The following is a 24,889-nucleotide window of genomic DNA, read 5'->3' as shown; positions in this document are numbered from 1 at the left end:
CGTCACCATGCACTACGGCAAAACCCTTGTACTCATTGCCGCGATGTTCGCCGGCCAGGTCTCGGCCCACGGCCTGTGGACCGAGCAACGTCGCGGCAACATCGAAGTGGTCTATGGCCACGGCGCTGAGGACAATGCCTTCAAGGCGCAGAAAATCAGCGGCGCCTGGGCTTATGACGCGAGCGGCAAGATGATCCCGGTCAGCGTCGAGCGCCTGGCCGATCACGCGCGATTGAAACCGCTGAAATCGCCTGCGGTGATGGCCGTGACACTGAACAACGGCATGTGGTCGCAGACCGCCGACAAGAAGTGGATAAACGAAGGTCGCAGCAAGGTACCGGGCGCCATCGAGGCCACCGAGACGTTCAAGTACAGTCTGGCGATTTATCAGCCGGGAGCGAAGTTGCCCAAGCTGGATCAGATCAAGTTGCTGATTTTGCCGGAAGTCGATCCGTTGACCATTGGGCCGGGCAAGTCATTGCCGGTGCGGGTGTTGCTTGATGGCAAACCGGCGGCAGGGGTGAAGTTGATTGGCGACTATCGCAGCGCGCCGAACACGTTGAGCACCGAGACCGACAAGGATGGCCGTGCACAGGTACTGGTGAGGAATGAGGGGTTGAATGTGATTGCGGCGCAGGTTGAGGTGCCGGTGAAGGGCAGTGCCGATGTGGATAGTCGTGGGCTGTTCAGCTCACTGACATTCCTCGGCGAGCCGCATCACGAATAAAAAACTCACCCTCACCCCAGCCCTCTCCCGGAGGGAGAGGGGGCCGACCGCGTTGTCTTGCGGGATACATCGACCTGCAAGACCGCGTCGATTATGGATTCCGTACAGCACTTTCACGTCGGCGAAACGCTGCAATATCCCCCAGTCAATCCCCTCGCCCTTTGGAAGAGGGGGCCGACCGCGTTGTCTTGCGGGATACATCGACCTGCAAGACCGCGTCGATTATGGATTTGGTACGACACTTTCACGACGGCGAAACTCTGCAATATCCCCCAGTCAGTCCCCTCGCCCTTTGGAAGAGGGGACCGACCGAGTTGTCTTGCGGGATACATCGACCTGCAAGACCGCGTCGATTATGGATTCCGTACAGCACTTTCACGTCGGCGAAACTCTGCAATATCCCCCAATCGGTCCCCTCTCCCTCTGGGAGAGGGCTAGGGTGAGGGCTTTGCTTTTAAAGGTCGCCAAGCCCATCGATCAGCGCCTGATTCTGCTCCGGCGTGCCAATCGAAATCCGCAGGAACTGGGCAATCCGCTCCTGCTTGAAGTGGCGCACGATCACACCTTGCTCACGCAGTTTCGCCGCCAGCCCCGCCGCGTCGTGTTGCGGGTGGCGGGCGAAGATGAAGTTCGCCGCCGACGGCAGCACTTCAAAACCCTTGGTCTGCAAATGCGCGATCACCCACTCACGGCTCTCGATCACCAAACGGCAGGTCTTGGTGAAATATTCGCGATCCTCGAACGCCGCTGCCGCACCGACAATTGCCAGACGATCCAGTGGATAAGAGTTGAAGCTGTTCTTGATCCGCTCCAGCGCCTCGATCAGATCTGGATGCCCCACCGCCAGACCGACCCGCAGGCCAGCCAGCGAGCGCGACTTGGACAGGGTCTGGGTCACCAGCAGGTTGGGATAACGGTCCACCAGAGTGATCGCGGTTTCGCCACCAAAGTCGATGTACGCCTCGTCCACCACGACCACCGAATCCGGGCTCGCCTTGAGGATCTGCTCGACCGCCTCCAGTGCCAACAGGCAACCGGTTGGCGCGTTCGGATTAGGGAAAATGATCCCGCCATTGGGCTTTGCGTAGTCGGCCGGGTTGATCTGGAACTGCGCATCCAGCGGCACCGCGTCGAACCGGATGCCATACAAGCCGCAATACACTGGATAAAAGCTGTAGCTGATGTCCGGGAACAGCAGCGGCTGATCGTGTTGCAGCAAGCCATGGAAAATGTGCGCGAGCACTTCGTCCGAGCCGTTGCCGAGGAACACTTGATTGCTCTGCACGCCGTAATAACTGGCGACGGCGCTCTTTAGCAAATCGCTGTTCGGGTCGGGGTACAGGCGCAAGTTGTCATTGAGTTCGAGCTGCATCGCGGCCAGGGCTTTTGGCGACGGCCCATAAGGGTTTTCGTTGGTGTTGAGCTTGACCAGTTTGGTCAGCTTCGGCTGCTCGCCCGGTACATAAGGCACCAGATCCTTGACGAACGGGCTCCAGAATTTACTCATGTTCAGTTCCCCTTCGATTCGTCTTTGATGCGGTATTCGGCGCTGCGCGCGTGCGCGCTCAGGGATTCACCACGGGCCAGAATCGATGCGGTCTTGCCCAGCTCGGAAGCGCCGGCCTCGGAGCAGAAGATGATCGACGAACGTTTCTGGAAGTCATACACGCCCAGCGGCGAAGAGAAACGCGCGGTGCCGGAGGTCGGCAGCACGTGGTTCGGGCCGGCGCAGTAGTCGCCCAGCGCTTCGCAGGTGTGACGGCCCATGAAGATCGCGCCGGCGTGGCGGATCTGCGGCAGCCAGGCCTGGGGGTCGGCGACCGACAACTCCAGGTGTTCCGGGGCGATGCGGTTGGCGACTTCGATGGCCTGGGCCATGTCTCGCACCTGGATCAGCGCGCCGCGACCATTGATCGAGGTTTCAATGATGGTCGCGCGGTCCATGGTCGGCAGCAGTTTGTCGATGCTTGCCGCAACCTTGTCGAGGAATTCGGCGTCCGGGCTGACCAAAATGGCTTGCGCATCTTCGTCGTGCTCGGCTTGCGAGAACAGGTCCATGGCGATCCAGTCCGGATCAGTCTGGCCGTCGCACACCACAAGAATTTCCGAAGGACCGGCAATCATGTCGATACCGACCTGACCGAACACGTGACGCTTGGCAGTGGCGACATAGATGTTGCCCGGGCCAACCACCTTGTCCACTTGCGGCACGCTTTCGGTGCCGTAAGCCAGCGCAGCAACCGCTTGCGCGCCGCCGATGGTGAACACGCGGTCAACGCCAGCAATGCACGCGGCGGCCAGCACCAGTTCGTTGACCTCACCACGCGGGGTTGGCACGACCATGACCACTTCGGTCACGCCGGCGACCTTGGCCGGAATCGCGTTCATCAACACCGACGACGGGTACGACGCCTTGCCGCCAGGTACGTACAGACCCGCGCGATCCAGCGGCGTGACCTTCTGGCCGAGCACCGTGCCATCGGCTTCGGTGTAGCTCCAGGAATCCTGCTTCTGTTTTTCGTGATAGCTGCGCACGCGGGCAGCGGCTTTTTCCAGTGCTTCGCGTTGCGCCACGGTGATGCGCGTCAGGGCCAGTTCCAGGCGCTCGCGCGGCAGGATCAGATCGGCCATCGAGGCGACTTGCAGACCGTCGAACTTCTGGGTGAACTCGACCAGCGCCGCGTCGCCGCGTTCGCGCACCGCCTTGATGATGTCCAGCACCCGCTGATTGACCGAGTCGTCAGACACACTTTCCCAGCTCAGCAGATGATCCAGATGATGCGCGAAATCCGGGTCAGCAGCGTTGAGTCGGCGAATTGCAGTCGTTGCGGTCATAGCGAGAGCCTCATAGGAATGGCAAAAAACTCAGGCGCCCTAACTTAGCAGTCGTTTCCGCTTGGGCACCTGAGATTCTGGCTATGAGGCGGATAGACGGGCGCGACTTAACGTCGCGCAGGTGAATCAGCCGCGGTGTCGCGATTCCACTGCGTTGCGCAGGGTATCGATCAACGCCTGGATTCGGGCGTGTTGCATTTTCATCGAAGCTTTATTGACCACCAGGCGCGAGCTGATCGTGGCAATCAGTTCCTGAGGTTCCAGGCCATTGGCGCGCAGCGTGTTGCCGGTGTCGACCACATCAATGATCTTGTCGGCCAGGCCGATCAGCGGTGCCAGTTCCATCGAGCCGTAGAGCTTGATGATGTCGACCTGACGGCCCTGCTCGGCGTAATAACGCTTGGCAACGTTGACGAACTTGGTCGCCACGCGCAAACGGCCCTTGGGCTCCGGCGCGCCGATCTTGCCGGCGGTCATCAGTTTGCACTGGGCAATTTGCAGATCCAGTGGCTCGTACAGACCCTGGCCGGTGTACTCCATCAACACGTCTTTACCGGCCACGCCGAGGTCGGCCGCGCCATGCTCGACATAGGTCGGCACGTCGGTGGCGCGCACGATCAGCAGGCGAACGTCGTCCTGCGTCGTGGGAATGATCAGCTTGCGGCTCTTGTCCGGATTCTCGGTCGGCACGATGCCCGCTTCGGCGAGAAGCGGCAGGGTGTCGTCAAGGATGCGGCCCTTGGACAGTGCGATGGTCAACATGGGAAACGTCAGTCCTTATCAAGGTACTCATGTCCGGTCGCAATCGGCGCCGGACACACATCGAGCCGGAAACCGGCTCGACTCAAAACGAATTCAGTGGACACGTCCCTGTGTCCCGATGCAGCAATTAGCCCGGAACGCGACGGATCTTGGCGCCCAGCATCTGCAGTTTTTCTTCGATGCATTCGTAACCACGGTCTATGTGGTAGATGCGATCGATCAGCGTGTCGCCTTCGGCAACCAGTGCCGAGATCACCAGACTGGCAGAAGCACGCAGGTCGGTGGCCATGACTGGCGCGCCCTTGAGGACTTCAGTGCCGGTGACGATGGCGGTGTTGCCTTCGACCTGGATCTTGGCGCCCATGCGGTGCAGTTCGTATACGTGCATGAAACGGTTTTCGAAGATCGTCTCGATCACCGCACCGGTGCCTTCGGCAATGGCGTTGAGCGAGATGAACTGCGCTTGCATGTCGGTCGGGAACGCCGGGTACGGCGCGGTGCGCACGTTGACCGCTTTCGGGCGCTTGCCGTGCATGTTCAGCTCGATCCAGTCTTCACCGCAGGTGATTTCTGCGCCGGCTTCGCGGAGTTTTTCCAGAACGGCTTCGAGGATGGTCGGATCGGTGTCCTTGACCTTGACGCGGCCACCGGTCACGGCAGCAGCCACCAGGTAGGTGCCGGTTTCGATACGGTCAGGCATGACCTTATAGAAAGCCGAACCCAGACGCTCGACGCCATCAATGGTGATGGTGTCGGTGCCGGCGCCGGAAACCTTGGCGCCCATGGCGTTGAGGAAGTTCGCCAGGTCAACCACTTCAGGCTCGCGGGCGGCGTTCTGCAACACGCTGCGACCCTTGGCCAGCGCTGCGGCCATCATGATGTTCTCGGTACCGGTCACACTGACGGTATCGAAGAAGAAGTGCGCACCGCGCAGGCCGCCCTCAGGCGCCTTGGCCTTGATGTAGCCGCCTTCAACGTCGATGACTGCGCCCATGGCTTCGAGACCACGGATGTGCAGGTCAACCGGACGCGAGCCGATGGCGCAACCGCCAGGCAGAGCAACTTCGGCTTCACCGAAACGGGCAACCATCGGGCCCAGTACCAGAATCGACGCACGCATGGTTTTCACCAGCTCATACGGGGCGATCAGGGTCTTGATGGTGCGCGGATCGATTTCGACGCTGAGTTTCTCGTCGATCACCGGCTCAATGCCCATGCGCCCGAACAGCTCGATCATGGTGGTGATGTCGTGCAGGTGCGGCAGATTGCCAACGGTCACCGGACCATCGCACAGCAACGTGGCAGCCAGGATCGGCAGGGCGGAGTTCTTCGCCCCGGAAATGCGGATCTCGCCATCAAGACGAGCGCCACCGGTAATAATCAATTTATCCATAAGAATCTCGACGCCCTTGGGCTCAGGTGCGCTCGGCCCAGGCCGCGCTGCTGAAAAATTTCATAGTGACCGCATGGATGCTGCCATCGGTGATCCATGGGTTCAAATGGGCATAGACCTGCTGCTGACGCTTCACCGGGCTCAACGCCGCCAGTTCATCGCTAATCACGTTCAGCTGGAAATTGCAGCCTTCGCCCTCAACTTCTACCAACGTTCCGGGCAGCTTTCCTTCAAGGAAGCTCTTCACTTCTACGGCCTGCATGCTCAACCTCAATCGGCGCCCTGTGCGCACGGGTCGGACATCATACAAAAAAGCCCCGCGCCTGCGAACCCCGCAAGGCAGGACTCTGACGGGGGGGCTTCTTTATAGATGTGGGTTCAGGGGTGCGCCAACAGTTCGCTCAGCTCACTGACCTGAGCGATTTCGCGCATATCTTCGGGCATCGCACGGATGCTGACAGCCTTGCCGGCCGCCTGGGCATCGCGCATGAAGCACAGCAGCAGGGACAAACCGACGCTGCTGGACTTCTTCACCGCCGAGCAATCGATCACCAGCGTCGACGCCTTGCTGGACTTGATCAACGCCCGCCCTTCCTTTCTCAAGTCAGGGCCGGTGCGGTAATCCAGCACTCCGCTGAGCAACAGCTCATCGACATCACTCATACGAACTGCCGCCTCATTCATTGCGCTGACTTCTCGGCAGCTTTCTCGGTGGCTTGCTTGGTCTTGGCCACTTCACCTGTCCAGTTGTCGATAGTCTTGTCCAGATCATTGCCGTTACGCTGCATCGCGTCAGCGAACTGATCGCGGAACAACTTGCCGATGTTGATGCCGTTGATGATCACATTGCGCAGTTTCCACTCGTCATTGATATTCTCCAGCGTGTACTGCACTGGATAGATGGCGCCGTTGCTACCCTTGACGGTCATGTTGACGCTGGTACGGTCGCCCGACTCATCCTTGGCAGGATCAACGGTGATGCCCTGATTGTTGTACTCGAGCAAGGCGTTGCCATAGAACTGAAACAGGCCGCGCTTGAAGTTGTCCTGGAACCGCTGCATCTGCTCAGGCGTGGCCTTGCGCGAATACTTGACGGTCATGATGCTTTTGGAAATGCCTTCGGCATCCACCACCGGACCGACGATGGTATTCAACGCCGTGTAGAAATCCTGCGGGTCCTGCTTGTACTTCTCTTTGTTGGCTGCCAGGTCGGCAAGCATCCGGTTCGTCGTGTCCTGAACCAGATCATGCGCGGATTGCCCGGGCGCAGCGTTAGCCATCAGAGGCAAGGCTGCGAGCAACACCAACAGGCCACGTCGCAAGATAGAGATCATTCAAAAGCTCCTCATTTGGCGTCTTTGCTAACGGTATTGAGCAGGAATTTACCGATCAGGTCTTCCAGTACCAGTGACGACTGCGTGTCGTGAATGGTTCCACCCTCCTTCAGCGTCTGGTCTTCACCGCCGACGCTGATACCGATGTACTTCTCGCCCAGCAGACCAGCGGTCAGGATAGACGCCGTGGAGTCGGTCGGCAGGTTGTCGACCTTTTTATCCACTTGCAGGGTTACCCGACCGGTGAAGCTGTCGCGATCCAGATCGATGGCAGTGACCTTGCCGATGGTCACACCGGCCATGGTCACTTTGGCTCTGACCGTCAAACCGGCGATATTGTCGAAGTAGGCATAAAGTTTATAGGTGTCGGTGGTCGACGTCGGAGACAGGCCACTGACCCGCAAAGCAAGCAGCAGCAAAGCCAGTATCCCTGCCAGCAGGAACAGGCCGACACCGATTTCCAGGGTGCGGTTTTGCATCAGAAATCTCCAAACATCAAAGCGGTCAGAATAAAGTCCAGACCGAGCACTGCCAGCGAGGCAAACACAACGGTCTTGGTAGTGGCTCGACTGATGCCCTCGGAAGTGGGCTCACAGTCATAGCCTTGGAATACGGCGATCCAGGTCACGACGAAGGCGAATACGATACTTTTGATCACGCCGTTCAGCACGTCATCTGCGAAGTTCACGCTGTTCTGCATGTTCGCCCAATACGAGCCCTCATACACGCCCAGCCAGTCGACAGCCACCCACGAACCGCCCCAGATCCCCACCACGCTGAAAATCATCGCCAGCACGGGAAGGGAAATGAAACCGGCCCACAGACGCGGGGCAATGATGTACTTGAGCGGGTCCACCCCGATCATTTCCAGGCTGGAAAGCTGTTCAGTGGATTTCATGTTGCCAATTTCGGCGGTCAGTGCCGAACCGGCACGCCCGGCGAACAACAGCGCCGTCACCACCGGGCCCAGTTCACGCAGCAGGGTCAGGGCAACCATCTGACCCACCGCCTGCTCCGAACCGTAGCTCGACAGAATGCTGAAACCCTGCAGGGCCAGGACCATGCCGATGAAGATGCCGGATACGACGATGATCACCAGCGACATCACGCCAACCGAGTGCAACTGCTTGACCAGCAGACCAAAGCCCCCGCTGATGCCGCCGCGACCCAGCAAGGCATGAAACAGGAACAGCGTCGCGCGACCGAACACCGCAACGGCGTCGATGGCAGATTCGCCGAAACGGCGAACGCGTTCTATTAATGAAATTCTGCGCATCAGCGCTTCCCCAGAAGATCTGCGCGGTAGTCCGTCGCTGGAAAATGGTACGGCACCGGGCCATCGGGATTGCCTGTCATGAACTGGCGGATGCGCGGTTCATCGGAGTTGAGCAATTCGTCCGGCGTGCCCTGACCCAGCACCTGGCCATCGCCCACCACATAGATGTAGTCGGCGATGCTCGCGGTTTCGGCCAGATCGTGGGAAACCACGATACTGGTGATCCCCAGTGCATCGTTGAGCAGACGGATCAGGCGCACCAGCACGCCCATGGCGATCGGGTCCTGGCCGACGAACGGTTCGTCGTACATGAGAATCTGCGGGTCCAGCGCGATCGCCCGGGCCAATGCCACGCGACGCTTCATGCCGCCGGACAACTCGTCGGGCATCAATTCGATGGCGCCGCGCAAACCCACGGCCTGCAACTTGAGCAGGACGATGTCGCGGATCATTTCATCCGGCAGTTGGGTATGAACGCGCAGGGGAAAAGCAACGTTCTCGAAGACATCGAGATCGGTGAACAGCGCGCCACTCTGGAACAGCACCCCCATGTGCTTGCGCGCATCGAACAGATCACTGCGCGACAGCTTCGGCAGGTTCTGGCCGTTGACCCAGACTTCGCCGCTGGTTGGACGCAGTTGTGCACCCATCAACCGCAACAGCGTGGTCTTGCCACACCCGGAAGGCCCCATGATGCCGGTGACCTTGCCCCGCGGAATACGGATATCGACATTATTGAAAATGCTGCGCGCACCGCGCTTGAAGGAGACTCCCTTCAGCTCGACCGCGTAGGCGTTATCGGCACTCATCTAAACTCCTTGCGATGCAGCCTCTCACTCGGACGCCTGGCTTTTCTGGGAAAGCACTTACACCCCGGGCAGGCCGAACTGGCGGCGAACTATATCACTGCAAACGCCCGGCGCCCAAGATCTGTGCCGGCCTCTGTTCGCCGATCTGGCTGGGCCGAAGGCGCTTTTTCATGGAATTGGTTACGAGGAATGACAAAGCACGACGAACTTGCGTGAGGCTTTGCAACATAACCGCTATAATCGCCGCCTTTTCATCGGGCTAAACGATTTCTGACATGAGCCAAACCAGCGACCTGATTCAATCGGCACAACGCACCATCCGCCTCGAAGTGGAAGCCGTACAAGGCTTGCTGCCCCATATCGACGCCGATTTCGTAAGCGCTTGCGAGATGATTCTGGCCAGCAAAGGCCGTGTGGTCGTGGTTGGCATGGGTAAATCCGGGCACGTCGGCAACAAGATTGCCGCGACCCTGGCCAGCACCGGCACCCCGGCATTTTTCGTTCACCCGGCAGAAGCCAGCCATGGCGACATGGGCATGATCACCCGTGACGACGTGATTCTGGCCCTTTCGAACTCCGGCTCGACCAACGAAATCGTGACCCTGCTGCCGCTGATCAAACGCTTGGGCATCCAGCTGATCAGCGTTACCGGCAACCCGCAATCGCCGCTGGCCAGAGCCGCCGAGGTCAACCTCAATGTTCACGTCGAGCATGAGGCTTGCCCCTTGAACCTGGCGCCGACCTCCTCGACCACCGCAGCCCTGGTCATGGGCGACGCCCTGGCTGTTGCCCTGCTCGAAGCACGCGGTTTCACCGCAGAAGACTTCGCCTTCTCCCATCCGGGTGGAGCGCTTGGTCGCCGCCTGCTGCTGAAAGTGGAAAACGTCATGCATGCCGGTCAGGAGCTGCCGCAAGTACAACGCGGCACCCTGCTCAAGGACGCACTGATGGAAATGACCCGCAAGGGTCTGGGCATGACGGCCATCCTCGAGGCCGACGGCAAGCTCGCCGGGATCTTCACCGACGGTGATTTGCGCCGCACCCTGGATCGCAGCATCGACATCCGCAGCGCCACCATCGACCAGGTCATGACCGCTCACGGTAAAACTGCCCGGCCCGAGATGCTCGCCGCCGAAGCCCTGAAAATCATGGAAGACCATCGAATCAACGCACTGGTAGTCGTCGATGAGGAGGATCGCCCGATCGGCGCCTTCAACCTCTCCGACCTGCTGCGCGCAGGAGTCATGTAATGAGTAACGATCTGCTGCAACGCGGCAAAGCGATCAAACTGGCGGTTTTCGACGTCGACGGCGTACTCACTGACGGGCGCCTGTATTTCCTTGAAGACGGCAGCGAATTCAAGACCTTCAACACCCTCGACGGCCAAGGCATCAAAATGCTCATGAACGCCGGCGTGCAGACCGCTATCATCAGCGGTCGCAAGACGCCAGTGGTCGAGCGTCGGGCAAAAAATCTCGGCATCCCGCACCTGTTTCAAGGTCGTGAAGACAAATTGGTCGTTCTCGACGGTCTACTTGAGCAACTGGGCCTAAGCTATGAACAGGTCGCCTATCTCGGTGACGACCTGCCGGACCTGCCGGTGATCCGCCGCGTCGGCCTGGGCATGGCGGTTGCCAACGCTGCCGACTTCGTCCGCGAAAACGCCCACGGCGTGACACGGGCCCGTGGCGGCGAAGGTGCTGCCCGCGAATTCTGCGAATTGATCCTGCGCGCCCAGGGCCGCCTCGATGCAGCCAACGCCGCGTACTTGTGAGCCAAGCCATGTTTAGCAAAAAATTTCGTAACTTCCTGCTGTTCGGCTGCATCGCTGCGCTTTTCGCTGCGGTCGGCTACTGGAACATCAGCCCGGAACGCTTCCTCGACAAGCCACCGGTCACTTCGGTCGAGAACCCTGTCGACTGGTATGCGACCAACACGCATACCGTGCAATACCTGCCGGACGGCGGCGTACAGTACGAAATGACCTCCGACAAGGCCGAACATGTCAAGGCCACCGACATCACGCTGGTGACCAAACCCGATCTGAACATGTATCGCGGCACGGCTTTTCCGTGGCACGTGACCAGTGAACGCGGCGAAGTGAACTCGGGCGGTACTCAAGTTGAATTGATCGATTCGGTGCGCATAAAACGCACCGATGAAAAGAACCGCGATCTGCTGGTCACCTCCACGCGCATGACGGTGTTCCCGCAGGAGCAATATGCGCAGACCGAGCAACCCGTTAGAATCGACGGCGCCGGCGGTGTATCGACTGGCGTTGGAATGAAAGCGTACCTGAAGGAAAGCAGGATACACCTGCTATCGAACGTAAGAGGACAGTATGAGGCTCGTTAAAACCCTCCCTATTTTGCTCAGTCTGGGCGCAGCACTGGGAAGCGTGAGCGCCTGGGCTCTGCCGAACGATCAGCAGCAACCTATCCGCATTCAGGCCGACGACGCCCAACTGGACGACAAGAACGGCATCGCCACCTATAAAGGTGATGTGATCATCACCCAGGGTTCGATGATCGTAAAAGGCAACACGGTAACCATCACCCGCACCCCGGGCGGCGATATCGACGTGGTGACGTCGGTGGGCAACCTTGCCTACTTCGAACAGCTACAGACCGCCGGCGACAGCAAGCCTGTACAGGGCTGGGGCGTGACGATCCAGTACCACGCCGCGCAAAACCGCGTCGTGCTGATCGACAAGGCCAAGGTTGTCGACAAGGACAACAACACGACTCAGGGCGAGAAAATCGTCTATGACACCGTGAAGAAACTGGCCAGCGCCGGTCGCGCTACCGGCAGCAAGGTCACCGAGGCGCGTCCACGCATCGACATGGTGATCCAGCCGAAGAAGAAAACCGACGAGAAAACCCAGTAATGGCAACTCTGAAAGCTCAGCACCTGGCCAAGGCCTATAAAAGCCGCCAGGTTGTGCGTGACGTCAGCCTGTCGATCGACAGCGGCCAGATCGTCGGCCTGCTCGGTCCCAACGGCGCCGGCAAAACCACCTGCTTCTACATGATCGTCGGCCTGGTCCAGGCCGATCAGGGTCGCGTACTGATCGACGACCTGGACGTCAGCCACCAGCCCATGCACGGTCGCGCCAAGGCGGGTATCGGCTATCTGCCGCAAGAAGCGTCGATCTTCCGCAAACTGTCGGTGGCCGACAACATCATGGCGATCCTCGAGACCCGCCAGGAACTCGACAAGGCCGGCCGTCGCAAGGAACTGGAAAGCCTGCTGCAGGAATTCCATATCAGCCACATCCGCGACAACCTTGGCATGAGCCTGTCCGGTGGTGAACGCCGCCGGGTAGAAATTGCCCGCGCCCTGGCGACCGCGCCGAAATTCATTCTGCTCGACGAACCGTTCGCCGGTGTCGACCCGATCTCGGTCGGCGACATCAAACAGATCATCCATCACCTCAAGGCCAAAGGCATCGGCGTACTGATCACCGACCATAACGTGCGCGAGACCCTGGATATCTGCGAAACCGCTTATATCGTCAACGACGGTCAATTGATTGCCGAAGGCGACGCAGAAACCATCCTGGCCAATGACCTGGTCAAGGAAGTGTATCTGGGCCACGAATTCCGCCTGTAAGCACAACAATGCTTCGTGAGCGGTGCGTGCGCTGTATCGATTCAAGCAGTATTTAATACGCTTAATTGTTACAGCGCTCTAGGCAAACACTTCAGTTTCAGGCATATAATTTGCTTAAGTTTGGCGCTCCGGCGCCCTGTAGTGGATGGCGCATAGCGCCGGCGAATAAGGTGTTAAGCCCCTGCCATGAAACCATCGCTAGTCTTGAGAATGGGCCAGCAGCTGACGATGACACCGCAGCTGCAACAGGCCATCCGCCTGCTCCAATTGTCGACCCTGGATCTGCAACAGGAAATCCAGGAGGCTCTGGAATCCAATCCGATGCTCGAACGCCAGGAAGAAGGCGACGACTTCGACAACTCCGATCCCATGGCCGACAACGCCGAACAGAAGCCTAATACAGAGATCCAGGAACCTTCCTACCAGGAAACCGCCCCGACGGTGGACAATCTCGAGGACGGCGAATGGAACGAACGCATCCCCAACGAGCTTCCGGTCGATACCGCCTGGGAAGACGTCTACCAGACCAGCGCCAGCAGCCTGCCCAGCAACGATGATGACGAGTGGGACTTCACCACCCGCACATCCGCCGGCGAAAGCCTGCAAAGTCACCTGCTGTGGCAACTCAATCTCGCACCGATGTCCGACACCGATCGCCTGATCGCCGTTACCCTGATTGATTGCATCAACAATCAGGGCTATCTCGATGAGACCCTCGGAGAGATCCTTGAGGCGTTCGATCCGGAACTGGACATCGAGCTGGACGAAATCGAAGCCGTCCTGCATCGCATCCAGCAGTTCGAACCCGCCGGCATCGGCGCTCGCAACCTCGGCGAATGCCTGCTGCTGCAATTGCGCCAGTTACCCGCCAAGACCCCTTGGCTGGCGGAGGCGAAGCGCCTGGTCAGCGATTACATCGACCTGCTCGGCGGCCGCGACTACAGCCAGCTGATGCGCCGCATGAAGCTCAAGGAAGACGAGCTGCGCCAGGTCATCGAACTGGTGCAGAGCCTCAACCCGCGCCCGGGTTCGCAAATCGAGTCCACCGAAGCCGAATACGTTGTCCCCGACGTTATCGTGCGCAAGGACAACGAGCGCTGGCTGGTCGAACTCAATCAGGAATCGGTGCCGCGTCTGCGCGTCAATGCCCAGTACGCCGGTTTCGTCCGCCGTGCCGACACCAGCGCCGACAACACCTTCATGCGCAACCAGTTGCAGGAAGCGCGCTGGTTCATCAAGAGCCTGCAGAGCCGCAACGAAACCCTGATGAAAGTAGCCACCCAGATCGTCGAGCATCAGCGCGGTTTTCTGGAGTACGGCGACGAAGCCATGAAGCCGCTGGTTCTGCACGACATCGCTGAAGCGGTGGGCATGCACGAATCGACGATTTCCCGGGTGACTACGCAGAAATTCATGCATACCCCGCGCGGTATTTATGAACTGAAATACTTTTTCTCCAGCCACGTCAGCACCTCCGAAGGCGGCGAATGCTCGTCCACGGCGATCCGCGCGATCATCAAAAAACTGGTTGCAGCGGAAAATCAGAAAAAGCCGTTGAGTGACAGCAAGATCGCTGGTTTACTGGAGGCACAAGGCATTCAGGTGGCTCGCCGCACCGTCGCCAAGTACCGCGAATCCCTCGGGATCGCGCCTTCGAGCGAACGCAAGCGGTTGATGTAAGCCACGTTACAGCGTTCCAGTGGCAGGCTCTTCGGCCTGCCGCTTTATGCACTGGCAACGAAGGAGAAGCTGTATGCAAGTCAACATCAGTGGACACCAACTGGAAGTGACCCAACCTCTGCGTTCCTATATCGAGGAAAAACTCCAGCGACTGGAGCGCCATTTCGACAAGATAACCAACGTGCAAGTCACGATGTGCGTCGAAAAGCTCAAGCAGAAAATCGAAGCCACCTTGCATATACCCGGCAGCGAAGTGGTCGCCAACGCAGAAGATACCGACATGTACGCTGCGATCGACGCACTGACCGACAAGCTGGATCGCCAACTCAAAAAGCATAAGGAAAAGACCCAGAGCCTCCTCCAGGGCGCAACCGGTCGATAACCCCCCATTCCATGATCCGACTTGAAAGCATCCTGACCCCCGGCCGTTCCATCGTGAACGTGCCGGGCGGCAGTAAAAAGAAAGCCCTCGAACAAATTGCCAACCTGATCGCCCGGGAAGTCCCGGATCTGGAGATGCAAGATGTCTTCGAAGCGCTGGTTGCCCGTGAAAAACTCGGTTCCACCGGTTTTGGCAACGGCATCGCCATCCCTCACTGCCGCCTCAAGGGTTGCCAGTCGCCCATCAGCGCACTGATTCACCTTGAAGCCCCCATTGATTTCGATGCCATCGACGGCGCTCCCGTGGACCTGCTGTTTGTACTGCTGGTACCGGAAGCGGCGACCGAAGCGCACCTGGAACTGCTGCGACAGATCGCCAGCATGCTGGATCGCAAGGAAGTGCGCGAAAAACTTCGAAGCGCTCCGAGCAACGAAGCCTTGTACCAAGTCGTCGTGGACGAACAGAACGGGCACTAATCATGCGTTTGATCATCGTCAGTGGCCGCTCCGGCTCGGGTAAAAGTACCGCCCTGGATGTCCTCGAAGACAACGGTTACTACTGCATCGACAACCTGCCGGCAGGGTTGCTGCCGGAATTGGCCGAGCGCGCACTGATTCACACGGAACTCGCACAACCGCTGGTCGCCGTATCGATTGATGCGCGCAATCTGCCGAGTCACCTGACCCGCTTCCCCGAACTGCTTGAAGATGTCCGCAACAAGCACATCCAGTGCGACGTCCTGTATCTGGATGCCGACGAGGAAACCCTGCTCAAGCGGTTCTCCGAAACCCGCCGCCGCCACCCGCTGAGCAATGCCAACCGCTCGCTGGCAGAAGCGATCCAAGACGAAACCGCCCTGCTCGGCCCGATTGCCGACCTGGCCGACCTCAAAATCAACACCACCAATCTCAACCTGTACCAGTTACGTGACACGATCAAGTTGCGCCTGCTGAACCAGCCAGAGCCGGGCACGGCGTTTCTGGTCGAATCATTCGGCTTCAAGCGCGGCATGCCGGTGGACGCGGATCTGGTATTCGATGTGCGCTGCCTGCCCAATCCGTACTGGAAGCCGGAACTGCGCGCGCAATCGGGTCTCGATACGCCGGTGGCCGAATACCTTGCGGCACAGCCGGAAGTCGAAGAAATGTTTCAGGACATCTTTACCTACCTGCACAAGTGGCTGCCGCGCTTCGCCGCGAGCAACCGCGCCTACGTCACCATTGCCATTGGCTGCACCGGCGGGCATCACCGCTCCGTCTACCTGACCGAACGGCTTGGTCAGGCCCTGCAGAAAACCCTGAAGAACGTCCAGGTTCGCCACCGCGACCTCACTTAAAGGATTCACACCGCGATGCCTGCTTGTGAAATCGAAATCATCAACAAATTGGGTCTGCATGCCCGGGCATCGGCTAAATTTGTCGGCGTGGCCGGCAAGTATCCGGAGACGACGATAAGAGTCGGTCGCACGCCCGAGACAGCAGTGGACGGGAAAAGCATCATGGCGATGATGATGCTCGCGGCCGGCAAGGGCACCAAAATCCATTTGAGCACCGAAGGTGAACAGGCTGAGGATGCCATGAATGAATTGGTGAAGCTGATCAACAACTACTTCGACGAAGGCGGTTGATCCGCCAATCAGGGAGCTTGCTCCCTCATTGCCTCCAGTTACCCCAACGCCGTATCCATCACCATCATCAGACAGAACCCGATCAGCAAACCAAGACTCGCCAGCTTGTCATGACCATGGCGTCGCGACTCGGGTATCACTTCGTGAGTCACCACCAGCAGCATCGCCCCCGCCGCCAGTGCCAGACCTAATGGCAACAACACCTGCGCCAGACTGACCAGCCAGGCACACCACAGCGCAAACACCGGCTCGACCAGACCTGACGCTGCGCCGATGAGAAACGCTTTCAACCGCGACATGCCCGCCCCGGCCAACACCAGCGCAATCACCAGACCTTCCGGCACATCCTGCAGCGCAATGCCCATCGCCAGGCTGTCGGCATCCGGTATTCCGCCACCGGCAGAAACACCGACGGCCATGCCTTCAGGGATGTTATGGGCAATGATGGCGAATACGAACAGCCAGATCCGTGGCGCAATCACCGGATGCTCGACGGTGCCGACGAGCATTTGCGCAGACGCGCCGGACACCTTGCGATCAACCAGATACAGCCCGAATGCCCCCAGCATGATGCCGAAACAGATCAGGCCGCTGGCGCCCCACGGTGTCAGTCCGAGGCTTTCGGCGGCGGCAATGCCCGGCACGATCAGCGAAAACGCCGTCGCCGCGAGCATCACTCCGGCACCGAAACCCAGCAAGGTGTCGCTGAGTGCCTGTGGCATCCGCCGAATCACCAACACCGGGACAGCGCCAAGCGCCGTGCCGAGGGCGCAGATCGCGCCGCCCTGCAACGCCCGCAACAGCCTCGGTTCCAGATTCAGCCATTCCAGCCCGTGTGCGACCAGCAAGGTCATGCCCGCCAACAGCAATAGCGATCCCACCGCGTAACGAAACATACGCCCGCTTCCGGTCGCCAGTGTTTCAATGCCCATAGTCAGCCTTGGATTGTTTTTATAGAAGACTTAAACCAGTGCGGCCTGATAGCGCGCAGCAACTTCAGGCCAATTGATCACGTTGTAGAACGCATTGATGTATTCCGGGCGACGGTTCTGGTAACGCAGGTAATAAGCGTGCTCCCAGACGTCGAGGCCGAGAATCGGCGTGTTGCCGTTCATCAAGGGACTGTCCTGGTTACCACTGCTTTCCACGATCAGTTTTTTCTCCGGGGTCACGCTGAGCCACGCCCAGCCGCTGCCAAAACGGGTCAGTGCAGCTTTAGTGAAGGCTTCCTTGAAGCTGTCTAGGCCACCCAACTGTTCATCGATGGCTGCAGCCAGTGCGCCGTCCGGTTTGCCGCCGCCACCGGGCACCATGACTTCCCAGAACAACGAATGGTTGGCGTGACCACCGCCCTGATTGATCACCGCCGCACGCAGTTTTTCCGGCAGTTGCTGCACGCTGGCGACGAGTTTTTCCACCGGCCACTCAGCGTATTCAGTGCCCTCTACCGCCGCGTTGAGGTTGTTGATGTAAGTCTGGTGATGCTTGGTGTAGTGAATCTCCATGGTCTGCGCATCGATATGCGGTTCGAGGGCGTCGTAGGCGTAAGGCAAGGCAGGCAAAGTAAAAGCCATTTCAATGGACTCCATGGTGATGGGGGGCAGGCGCGCGGCGCGCATTGCCGGTATCGGGATGCAGCAGGCGCTGGGTGCGCGGGTATTCGCCGTGTTCACTGATGAAATTCAGCAGTTCAACGTAAGTCTTGCTGCTCTGGCGCAATGCCGCTTCACGAAGGGCCGGGCGCAGGCGCTCGTCCTGCATGGTCTGCAACAGCCGTTGGTGAATGGCGCAAAGATACTCGGCGCTCTCCTCCGGCTGGTTCAGGCGCAAGTGCAGATCCGCCAGGTTGTGATGGGAGATGACGCAGGCCGCCACCGCTTCTTCGGCATCCGCCCAGCGCTCGAACAACACTTGCGCCAGAGCCAGGGCTTGCAGGTAAGCCTCGCGGGCATCAATCAGTTCGCCCAACATGAAGCAGCGATTGGCCCGTTCGATCGTGCGTTTCCAGTGCTCCAAGGTGAGCCTCCAAAGCGGTTGCGGGGTTTACACGCCGCCGGCGGTGAGTTTCTCGGGATTGAGCAACTCTTCCAGTTGGCTGCGCGACAGGTCGGTGTGTTCCAGAGCCACGTCGATCACCGCGCGGCTTTCCTTGTAGGCCTGCTTGGCGATTTCGGCGGCTTTCTGGTAACCGATGATCGGGTTGAGCGCGGTGACCAGAATCGGGTTGCGCGACAACGCTTCTTTCAGGCGCGACTCGTTGACCTTGAAACCGGCAATGGCTTTGTCACCCAGCAGGCGGCTGGAGTTGGCCAGCAGTTCGATGCTGCTCAACAGGTTCTGCGCGATGATCGGCAGCATCACGTTAAGCTCGAAGTTGCCCGACTGACCGGCGATGGTGATCACCGAGTCGTTGCCGATGACTTGCGCGGCGACCATGGCGGTGGCTTCCGGGATCACCGGATTGACCTTGCCTGGCATGATCGACGAGCCCGGCTGCAGGGCTTCGAGCTCGATTTCACCGAGGCCGGCGAGCGGGCCGGAGTTCATCCAGCGCAGGTCGTTGGCAATTTTCATCAGCGAAACGGCGGTAGCCTTGAGCTGCCCGGAGACTGCGACGGCGGTATCCTGTGAGCCGATCAGCGCGAAGAGATCCTTGCCCGGAGTGAATTTCACGTCCGTCAGTTGGCTCAACTGGCGGCTGAAACGCGCGGCGAACTCAGGGTGCGCGTTGATCCCGGTGCCAACCGCCGTACCGCCCTGTGCCAGCGATTGCAGGCTCGGCAGCAGATCTTGCAAATGGCCGATGTTGGCCTTGAGTTGCTGCGCCCAGCCGTTGAGCACTTGGCTCATGCGCACCGGCATGGCGTCCATCAAATGCGTGCGACCGGTTTTGACGTGATGATGCACCTGCGCGGCTTTGTGCTCGATGACTTGCACCAGGTGCAGCAGCGCCGGTAGCAGTTGCTCGTGCAGGGCCAGTGCGGCGCTGACGTGGATGGTGGTCGGAATGATGTCGTTGCTGCTCTGACCGCAGTTGACGTGATCGTTGGCATTGACCGTTTCGCCGAGCAGGCGGCTGGCGAGGGTGGCAATCACTTCGTTGGCGTTCATGTTGGAGCTGGTGCCGGAACCGGTCTGGAAGATATCCACCGGGAAATGCTGCATGAAATGGCCTTCGAGCAAAGCTTGCGCGGCGTCGCTGATGGCTTTGCCTTGTGCGGCGGTGATCTGATTCAGTTCGACGTTGGCGCGAGCAGCCGCAGCCTTGGCGAGGATCAACGCGCGGATGAACTGCGTCGGCATCGGTTTGCCGCTGATCGGGAAGTTATCCACTGCGCGCTGGGTCTGCGCGCCGTAGAGAGCGTCCACCGGCACCTGCAGTTCGCCCATGCTGTCGCGCTCAATACGTGTCTTGGTCATCGGTAAATCCTTGGACTAATTCAATGAGAGGAATCGAAGGCTGCAACTCGCAGGTGGCGAGCTGCCAGGTGTAGTGTTGCCAGCGCTTGAGCCGGCATTTGCATAGGGACAGGCGCTCCATTTCACGCAACGGGCGCCACGCCTGGTCGAGACAGAGACTGCGCCAATGCCACGGCAAGGCGATGTCGGTAGCAGTGTCGAGCAGCAGGCGCAAAGAAGTTTCAGCGACCGTCCATGGCGAGGTCGCGGTGCAACAAGACAGGTAACGGCCTTCGGCCAGGTAATGTTCGATCAGGCGCGGTTCATCGGGGTCCATGGCGCAACGGATCTGGCGACTCATCCAGCGCCAGCTTTCGAGATACGGCTGCTCGTGCAAGGCAGAACTCATGATTCGGGGCTCATCCGATAATGAGATTTATTATTAGATGATAATGAGAACCAAAACAAGCCCGAGGTCATACGCATCCTTGTGGGAGCGGGCTTGCTCGCGAATTCGGTGTGTCAGCCAGAGATGTGCTGACTGAAAGACCGCATTCGCGAGCAAGCCCGCTCCCACAGAAGATTTGTGCCAGGCATGAAAAAGGCGCGCCACCCAATTGGGTGGCGCGCCTTGTTTTGTGACGGCTGAGGTTTAGCTGCCCGCCACCATCATCCGCTCGATCAGTACCGATCCCGTGCGAATGTTGCTGCGCAGCTCAAGATCATTACCCACGGCAACGATCTGCTTGAACATGTCGCGCATGTTGCCGGCGATGGTCACTTCCTGCACCGCGAACTGGATTTCACCGTTCTCGACCCAGAAACCCGCCGCACCACGCGAGTAGTCGCCAGTAACCATGTTCAGGCCATGCCCCATCAACTCGGTGACCAGCAAGCCACGGCCCATGCGCTTCAACAGCGCCGCCTGGTCTTCGTCGCCATGGGTGACGAACAGGTTGTGTACGCCACCGGCGTTGGCAGTGCTCGGCATACCCAGTTTGCGCCCGGAGTAAGTGCCGAGAATGTACGAGACCAACTCACCTTTTTCGACAAACGGTTTGGCGTAGGTCGCCAGACCATCGCCATCATACGAAGCACTGCCCATCGCGCGCATCAAGTGCGGACGCTCGTCGATGGTCAGCCACTCGGGAAACAGTTTCTGCCCCAGTGAGCCTTCAAGAAACGACGATTTGCGATACAAACTGCCGCCAGACACCGCCGAGAGAAAACTGCCGAACAACCCGCCCGCCAGCTCAGCGGAAAACAGCACGGGCACTTCGCAAGTCGGCACCGGTCGCGCGCCCAGACGGCTCGCCGCCCGTTGCGCTGCACGCTGGCCGATACTGACCGGATCGGCCAGCAGACTGCCCTGGCGGCTCACGTCATACCAGTAATCACGCTGCATCTGGCCATCGGCCTCGGCGATCATCACGCAACTGAGGCTGTGTCGGGTCGACGCATAACCACCGATAAAACCGTGGCTGTTGCCGTAAACACGGCAGCCCTGATGGGTGCTGAGCGTGGTGCCGTCGGCGTTCTTGATCCGCGCATCGGCGTCGAATGCGGCCGCTTCGCAGAGCAAAGCCTTTTCGATGGCCTGTTCCGGGGTGATATCCCATTCGTGGAACAGATCAAAATCCTGCTGCTCACGAGCCATCAGGGCCGCATCAGCGAGGCCCGAGGCTTCGTCTTCCGAGGTGTGCCTTGCAATCGCCAGTGCGGCCGCGACAGTTTCGCGAATCGCATCCGGCCCGGTGGCGGAGGTGCTGGCCGAGCCCTTGCGTTGACCAACGTAAAGCGTGATGCCAAACCCCTGATCGCGATTGAATTCAACCGTTTCGACCTCGCGCTGGCGCACCGACGTCGACAAGCCCTGCTCCAGCGAGACGGCGACTTCACAGGCACTGGCGCCCTGACGCTTGGCTTCGGCGATGATCTGCTCGACTTGATCCTGCAGTGCCGGCAATGCCTGCGGGCCGACGCTTTCAACTGCACTCATGCTCATCTCCACTCAAATTCTGCTTTCGGCTGGGGTCATCGAGCGACCGGGCCGGACAAGCGGCCCCCGACTGGTTATCATGGCGGCGTTTCTTTGCGGACTGCCACCATGGTTGATTCTTACGACGACTCCCTCGATACGGGAGAAAAAAGCAAATCTCAGGTCAAACGCGAGCTGCATGCTCTGGTTGACCTTGGCGAGCGCCTTACAACACTCAAGCCCGACTTGCAGGCAAAACTGCCACTGACCGACGCGTTGCGCCGGGCGCTGGCCGATGCGCCGAAGCACACCGCGAACATCGCGCGCAAACGGCACTTGCAGTTCATCGGCAAGCTGATGCGCGATCAGGACACTGACGCGATTCTCACGCTGCTCGATCAACTCGATGCCTCGACTCGTCAGTACAACGAGCGTTTCCACAATCTCGAACGCTGGCGTGACCGCCTGATTGCAGGCGACGACGCCGTGCTGGAGAAATTCGTCGCCGAATACCCGGACGCCGATCGCCAGCAACTGCGTTCCTTGATCCGTCAGGCTCAGCATGAGGTTGCGCAAAACAAACCTCCTGCTTCCAGCCGCAAGATCTTCAAGTACATCCGTGAGCTGGACGAGACTCAACGCGGCCTGCGTTGATACCTCGCCACCGGGTGGCCGCGCTGCGCGCCACCCGAAGCTCCACCTCTTCTTATGCGCCCGTGCCACCCACGGTGATCGCATCGATCTTCAGTGTCGGCTGACCGACACCCACCGGCACTGACTGGCCATCCTTGCCACACGTGCCCACCCCGCTGTCCAGCGCCAGATCATTACCGACCATCGACACCCGGCTCATCGCCTCGGGGCCGTTGCCGATCAACGTCGCGCCTTTGACCGGTGCGGTGATCTTGCCGTCTTCGATCAGATACGCCTCGCTGGTGGAGAACACGAACTTGCCGCTGGTGATATCGACCTGACCACCGCCGAGGTTGGCGCAGTAGATGCCCTTCTTCACCGACGCGATGATTTCTGCCGGATCGCTCTCACCGCCGAGCATGTAGGTGTTGGTCATGCGCGGCATCGGCAGATGCGCGTAGGACTCACGACGACCGTTACCGGTGCGGGCCACACCCATCAGACGCGCGTTGAGCTTGTCCTGCATATAGCCTTTTAGTACGCCGTTTTCGATCAGGGTGGTGCACTCGGTCGGCGTGCCTTCGTCGTCTACGCTCAGCGAACCGCGACGACCGCTCAAGGTGCCGTCATCGACGATGGTGCACAGCTTCGACGCGACCATTTCGCCCATCCGCCCGCTATAAGCCGAACTGCCCTTGCGGTTGAAATCGCCCTCCAGGCCGTGGCCGACCGCTTCGTGCAGCAGCACGCCGGACCAGCCCGAACCGAGCACCACCGGCAACGTGCCCGCCGGTGCCGGAATCGCTTCGAGGTTCACCAGCGCCTGACGCAGCGCTTCACGGGCATAGCCCATGGCACGGTCTTCGGCGAGAAAATAACGGTAGTCGGTGCGCCCGCCACCGCCATGCCCACCGCGCTCGCGACGGCCATTTTGCTCAACGATGACGCTGACGTTGAAACGCACCAGAGGGCGCACATCTGCCGCCAGACCGCCGTCGGTGGAAGCCACCAGAATTCGTTCCCAGACCCCGGCCATGCTCACGCTAACCTGCTGGATACGCGGGTCGAGCGCACGAGTGGCGACATCAATGCGCTTGAGCAGTTCGACTTTCTCGGCACGGCTCAGCACTTCCAGCGGGTTATCCGGCGCGTACAACTGCGCAACATCCTGGGTACTGAACGCTTGCACCGAGCCGTTCTGCCCGGCCCGGGAAATCGAGCGCGCGGCACGGGCTGCAGCACCAAGGGCTTCAAGGGTGATCGCGTTGCTATAGGCAAAACCGGTTTTCTCACCGGATTGCGCACGCACGCCGACACCCTGGTCGAGGTTGAAGCTGCCTTCCTTGACGATGCCGTCTTCCAGCGACCATGACTCGGAGATCTGTCCCTGAAAATACAGGTCGGCGGCATCAATGCCGGGGCCGGCCAGATCACCGAGCACGCCTTGCAGGCTCTCGATAGTCACGCCGCCAGGCGCCAACAGGTGATCACTGACTGAGGACAACAGCTCGCTCATAGGTTTACGCCTTAAATTCGTGTTCTGAAGCAGGTCGCTGTGCGCCCTGCGAAAAAAACCGCCGATGACGCGTCACCGGCATTCGCGCCCGAATGGACGCCTGTTCATCGCTATCGCGTGCAGCCAACAGCACCGCTTCGCCTTGATCCTGCTGTGCCAGCAGGCGTCCCCACGGATCGACAATCGCCGCATGCCCGAAGGTTTCCCGCGGCCCCGGATGGGTTCCACCCTGCGCTGCCGCCAACATATAACACTGGGTCTCGATGGCCCGCGCGCGAATCAGGATTTCCCAATGCGCCGCGCCGGTCACCGCCGTAAACGCCGAAGGCGCGGTAATCAGCTCCGCTCCGGCAGCACGCAATTCGCTGTAAAGCTCCGGGAAGCGCAAGTCGTAACACACGGTCAGGCCCAGTTTGCCGACCGGCGTGTCCGCCACCACCACACCACTGCCATAAGCATAGTCATCGGATTCGCGATAACGACCACGATTGTCCGCTACATCGACATCAAACAGATGCAACTTGTCATAGCGTGCAACGATTTCGCCGTGTTCGTTGACCAACAGCGAGCAGGCATTCGACTTGGCCGCCGGTTGGTCCGCCGGCGGCAGCGGTAACGTGCCGCCCACTATCCATAACCTGAGGTCGCGGGCGGTCTGTTTCAACCACGGCAGGATCGGCCCTTCACCTGATGCCTCGGCGCGGCCGATGTCGGCGATGTCGCGCCGCCCCATGGCGGCGAAGTTTTCCGGCAGCACCGCGAGTTTTGCCCCGCCGGACGCGGCCTGTTCAAGCAGGCGTCGAGCCTGAGCGAGATTGGCCAACACGTCGCTCTGGCTGACCATTTGAATCACCGCGAAAGACATGGCCGCTCCTCGGAATCCACTCAAAACCCTGTAGGCGCAGCCAACGGCAGCTCCTGCCAAG

At 59.8% G+C, this 24,889-nt stretch carries 30 protein-coding genes; 12 read left to right on the top strand and 18 right to left on the bottom strand.

The features are described 5' to 3' along the window. Positions 1-7 precede the first annotated feature (7 nt). Positions 8-727 carry a DUF4198 domain-containing protein gene (locus AACY19_RS08905; protein WP_339449887.1) on the top strand — a complete coding sequence of 240 codons (720 nt, stop codon included), beginning with the start codon at positions 8-10 and terminating at the stop codon, positions 725-727. 454 nt (positions 728-1,181) lie between these two features. Here the strand turns inward: AACY19_RS08905 and hisC are convergent, their stop codons facing one another. The 10 genes from hisC to AACY19_RS08855 all read right to left on the bottom strand — a co-directional run bounded on the left by hisC (position 1,182) and on the right by AACY19_RS08855 (position 9,136). Next, complete coding sequence (gene hisC / locus AACY19_RS08900; protein WP_339449886.1) at positions 1,182-2,234, bottom strand: histidinol-phosphate transaminase; 1,053 nt, start codon at positions 2,232-2,234, stop codon at positions 1,182-1,184. Positions 2,235-2,236: 2 nt separating this feature from the next. Next, positions 2,237-3,562 (bottom strand): histidinol dehydrogenase, encoded by a 1,326-nt coding sequence (gene hisD, locus AACY19_RS08895; RefSeq protein ID WP_339449885.1) that lies wholly within the window; start codon positions 3,560-3,562, stop codon positions 2,237-2,239. 126 nt (positions 3,563-3,688) lie between these two features. After that, positions 3,689-4,324, bottom strand: a complete 636-nt coding sequence (gene hisG, locus AACY19_RS08890) for an ATP phosphoribosyltransferase (protein ID WP_007912384.1) — start codon at positions 4,322-4,324, stop codon at positions 3,689-3,691. Positions 4,325-4,451: 127 nt separating this feature from the next. Beyond that, positions 4,452-5,717 carry a UDP-N-acetylglucosamine 1-carboxyvinyltransferase gene (gene murA, locus AACY19_RS08885; RefSeq protein ID WP_007912385.1) on the bottom strand — a complete coding sequence of 422 codons (1,266 nt, stop codon included), beginning with the start codon at positions 5,715-5,717 and terminating at the stop codon, positions 4,452-4,454. A gap of 22 nt (positions 5,718-5,739) precedes the next feature. Beyond that, the gene (locus AACY19_RS08880) at positions 5,740-5,979 is read right to left on the bottom strand and encodes a BolA family protein (RefSeq protein ID WP_008085051.1); all 240 of its coding nucleotides are present in this window, start codon (positions 5,977-5,979) and stop codon (positions 5,740-5,742) included. Between the two features lie 116 nt (positions 5,980-6,095). Next, positions 6,096-6,401 carry an STAS domain-containing protein gene (locus tag AACY19_RS08875; protein ID WP_339449884.1) on the bottom strand — a complete coding sequence of 102 codons (306 nt, stop codon included), beginning with the start codon at positions 6,399-6,401 and terminating at the stop codon, positions 6,096-6,098. Beyond that, positions 6,398-7,051 (bottom strand): MlaC/ttg2D family ABC transporter substrate-binding protein, encoded by a 654-nt coding sequence (locus tag AACY19_RS08870; RefSeq protein ID WP_339449883.1) that lies wholly within the window; start codon positions 7,049-7,051, stop codon positions 6,398-6,400. The genes AACY19_RS08875 and AACY19_RS08870 overlap by 4 nt, the downstream gene beginning before the upstream one ends. Before the next feature lie 11 nt (positions 7,052-7,062). Next, positions 7,063-7,530 (bottom strand): outer membrane lipid asymmetry maintenance protein MlaD, encoded by a 468-nt coding sequence (mlaD, locus tag AACY19_RS08865; protein ID WP_339449882.1) that lies wholly within the window; start codon positions 7,528-7,530, stop codon positions 7,063-7,065. Next, positions 7,530-8,327: a lipid asymmetry maintenance ABC transporter permease subunit MlaE gene (gene mlaE, locus AACY19_RS08860; RefSeq protein ID WP_339449881.1), complete on the bottom strand. Its 798-nt coding sequence runs from the start codon at positions 8,325-8,327 to the stop codon at positions 7,530-7,532. The genes mlaD and mlaE overlap by 1 nt, the downstream gene beginning before the upstream one ends. Further along, entirely contained in the window at positions 8,327-9,136 is an 810-nt protein-coding gene (locus tag AACY19_RS08855) for an ATP-binding cassette domain-containing protein (protein ID WP_339449880.1), read from the bottom strand. The genes mlaE and AACY19_RS08855 overlap by 1 nt, the downstream gene beginning before the upstream one ends. 275 nt (positions 9,137-9,411) lie before the next feature. Here AACY19_RS08855 and AACY19_RS08850 point away from each other — a divergent pair, with 275 nt between their 5' ends. The 10 genes from AACY19_RS08850 to AACY19_RS08805 all read left to right on the top strand — a co-directional run bounded on the left by AACY19_RS08850 (position 9,412) and on the right by AACY19_RS08805 (position 16,437). Then, positions 9,412-10,386: a KpsF/GutQ family sugar-phosphate isomerase gene (locus AACY19_RS08850; protein WP_339449879.1), complete on the top strand. Its 975-nt coding sequence runs from the start codon at positions 9,412-9,414 to the stop codon at positions 10,384-10,386. Next, on the top strand, positions 10,386-10,910 hold the full coding sequence (locus AACY19_RS08845) for a KdsC family phosphatase (RefSeq protein WP_339449878.1): 525 nt from the start codon (positions 10,386-10,388) through the stop codon (positions 10,908-10,910). Before AACY19_RS08850 ends, AACY19_RS08845 begins: the two co-directional genes overlap by 1 nt. A gap of 8 nt (positions 10,911-10,918) precedes the next feature. Then, entirely contained in the window at positions 10,919-11,491 is a 573-nt protein-coding gene (gene lptC, locus AACY19_RS08840; RefSeq protein WP_339450048.1) for an LPS export ABC transporter periplasmic protein LptC, read from the top strand. Continuing rightward, a complete protein-coding gene (gene lptA, locus AACY19_RS08835) occupies positions 11,478-12,023 on the top strand; it encodes a lipopolysaccharide transport periplasmic protein LptA (protein ID WP_339449877.1) in 546 nt (181 codons plus the stop codon). The genes lptC and lptA overlap by 14 nt, the downstream gene beginning before the upstream one ends. Next, complete coding sequence (lptB, locus tag AACY19_RS08830; RefSeq protein ID WP_008085069.1) at positions 12,023-12,748, top strand: LPS export ABC transporter ATP-binding protein; 726 nt, start codon at positions 12,023-12,025, stop codon at positions 12,746-12,748. Before lptA ends, lptB begins: the two co-directional genes overlap by 1 nt. A 186-nt stretch (positions 12,749-12,934) precedes the next feature. Then, a complete protein-coding gene (locus AACY19_RS08825) occupies positions 12,935-14,428 on the top strand; it encodes an RNA polymerase factor sigma-54 (protein WP_339449876.1) in 1,494 nt (497 codons plus the stop codon). Positions 14,429-14,501: 73 nt separating this feature from the next. Continuing rightward, the gene (gene hpf / locus AACY19_RS08820; protein ID WP_003221690.1) at positions 14,502-14,810 is read left to right on the top strand and encodes a ribosome hibernation-promoting factor, HPF/YfiA family; all 309 of its coding nucleotides are present in this window, start codon (positions 14,502-14,504) and stop codon (positions 14,808-14,810) included. An 11-nt stretch (positions 14,811-14,821) separates the two neighbouring features. After that, positions 14,822-15,286 (top strand): PTS IIA-like nitrogen regulatory protein PtsN, encoded by a 465-nt coding sequence (gene ptsN, locus AACY19_RS08815; protein ID WP_339449875.1) that lies wholly within the window; start codon positions 14,822-14,824, stop codon positions 15,284-15,286. A gap of 2 nt (positions 15,287-15,288) precedes the next feature. Beyond that, the gene (rapZ, locus tag AACY19_RS08810) at positions 15,289-16,146 is read left to right on the top strand and encodes an RNase adapter RapZ (protein WP_339449874.1); all 858 of its coding nucleotides are present in this window, start codon (positions 15,289-15,291) and stop codon (positions 16,144-16,146) included. A 15-nt stretch (positions 16,147-16,161) separates the two neighbouring features. Next, positions 16,162-16,437 (top strand): HPr family phosphocarrier protein, encoded by a 276-nt coding sequence (locus tag AACY19_RS08805; protein ID WP_339449873.1) that lies wholly within the window; start codon positions 16,162-16,164, stop codon positions 16,435-16,437. Positions 16,438-16,475: 38 nt separating this feature from the next. Here AACY19_RS08805 and AACY19_RS08800 read toward each other — a convergent pair whose 3' ends face one another. From AACY19_RS08800 to pmbA, 6 genes are all read right to left on the bottom strand, one after another. Further along, positions 16,476-17,369: a ZIP family metal transporter gene (locus AACY19_RS08800; protein WP_339449872.1), complete on the bottom strand. Its 894-nt coding sequence runs from the start codon at positions 17,367-17,369 to the stop codon at positions 16,476-16,478. Positions 17,370-17,399: 30 nt separating this feature from the next. Continuing rightward, on the bottom strand, positions 17,400-18,011 hold the full coding sequence (locus tag AACY19_RS08795) for a superoxide dismutase (RefSeq protein ID WP_339449871.1): 612 nt from the start codon (positions 18,009-18,011) through the stop codon (positions 17,400-17,402). 1 nt (position 18,012) lies between these two features. Continuing rightward, positions 18,013-18,453 (bottom strand): hypothetical protein, encoded by a 441-nt coding sequence (locus tag AACY19_RS08790; RefSeq protein WP_339449870.1) that lies wholly within the window; start codon positions 18,451-18,453, stop codon positions 18,013-18,015. A 27-nt stretch (positions 18,454-18,480) separates the two neighbouring features. After that, the gene (locus AACY19_RS08785) at positions 18,481-19,857 is read right to left on the bottom strand and encodes a class II fumarate hydratase (RefSeq protein WP_339449869.1); all 1,377 of its coding nucleotides are present in this window, start codon (positions 19,855-19,857) and stop codon (positions 18,481-18,483) included. Then, positions 19,838-20,245: a FagA protein gene (locus AACY19_RS08780; RefSeq protein ID WP_339449868.1), complete on the bottom strand. Its 408-nt coding sequence runs from the start codon at positions 20,243-20,245 to the stop codon at positions 19,838-19,840. Before AACY19_RS08780 ends, AACY19_RS08785 begins: the two co-directional genes overlap by 20 nt. Positions 20,246-20,488: 243 nt before the next feature. Beyond that, positions 20,489-21,835 carry a metalloprotease PmbA gene (gene pmbA / locus AACY19_RS08775; protein ID WP_445262296.1) on the bottom strand — a complete coding sequence of 449 codons (1,347 nt, stop codon included), beginning with the start codon at positions 21,833-21,835 and terminating at the stop codon, positions 20,489-20,491. Between the two features lie 108 nt (positions 21,836-21,943). Between pmbA and yjgA the strand changes: the two genes are divergently transcribed. Then, on the top strand, positions 21,944-22,468 hold the full coding sequence (yjgA, locus tag AACY19_RS08770; RefSeq protein ID WP_339449866.1) for a ribosome biogenesis factor YjgA: 525 nt from the start codon (positions 21,944-21,946) through the stop codon (positions 22,466-22,468). Positions 22,469-22,520: 52 nt separating this feature from the next. Here yjgA and tldD read toward each other — a convergent pair whose 3' ends face one another. Together tldD and AACY19_RS08760 are read right to left on the bottom strand one after the other, a co-directional pair. Further along, on the bottom strand, positions 22,521-23,963 hold the full coding sequence (tldD, locus tag AACY19_RS08765) for a metalloprotease TldD (protein ID WP_339449865.1): 1,443 nt from the start codon (positions 23,961-23,963) through the stop codon (positions 22,521-22,523). A 4-nt stretch (positions 23,964-23,967) separates the two neighbouring features. Continuing rightward, positions 23,968-24,828, bottom strand: a complete 861-nt coding sequence (locus AACY19_RS08760) for a carbon-nitrogen hydrolase family protein (protein WP_339449864.1) — start codon at positions 24,826-24,828, stop codon at positions 23,968-23,970. Positions 24,829-24,889: the final 61 nt, after the last annotated feature.

It is taken from the genome of Pseudomonas sp. EA_5y_Pfl2_R50, assembly GCF_963970475.1.
GTDB lineage: Bacteria > Pseudomonadota > Gammaproteobacteria > Pseudomonadales > Pseudomonadaceae > Aquipseudomonas.
The sequence above is the reverse complement of the archived record's forward strand: the minus strand, read 5'-3'. Positions and strand labels throughout refer to the sequence as shown.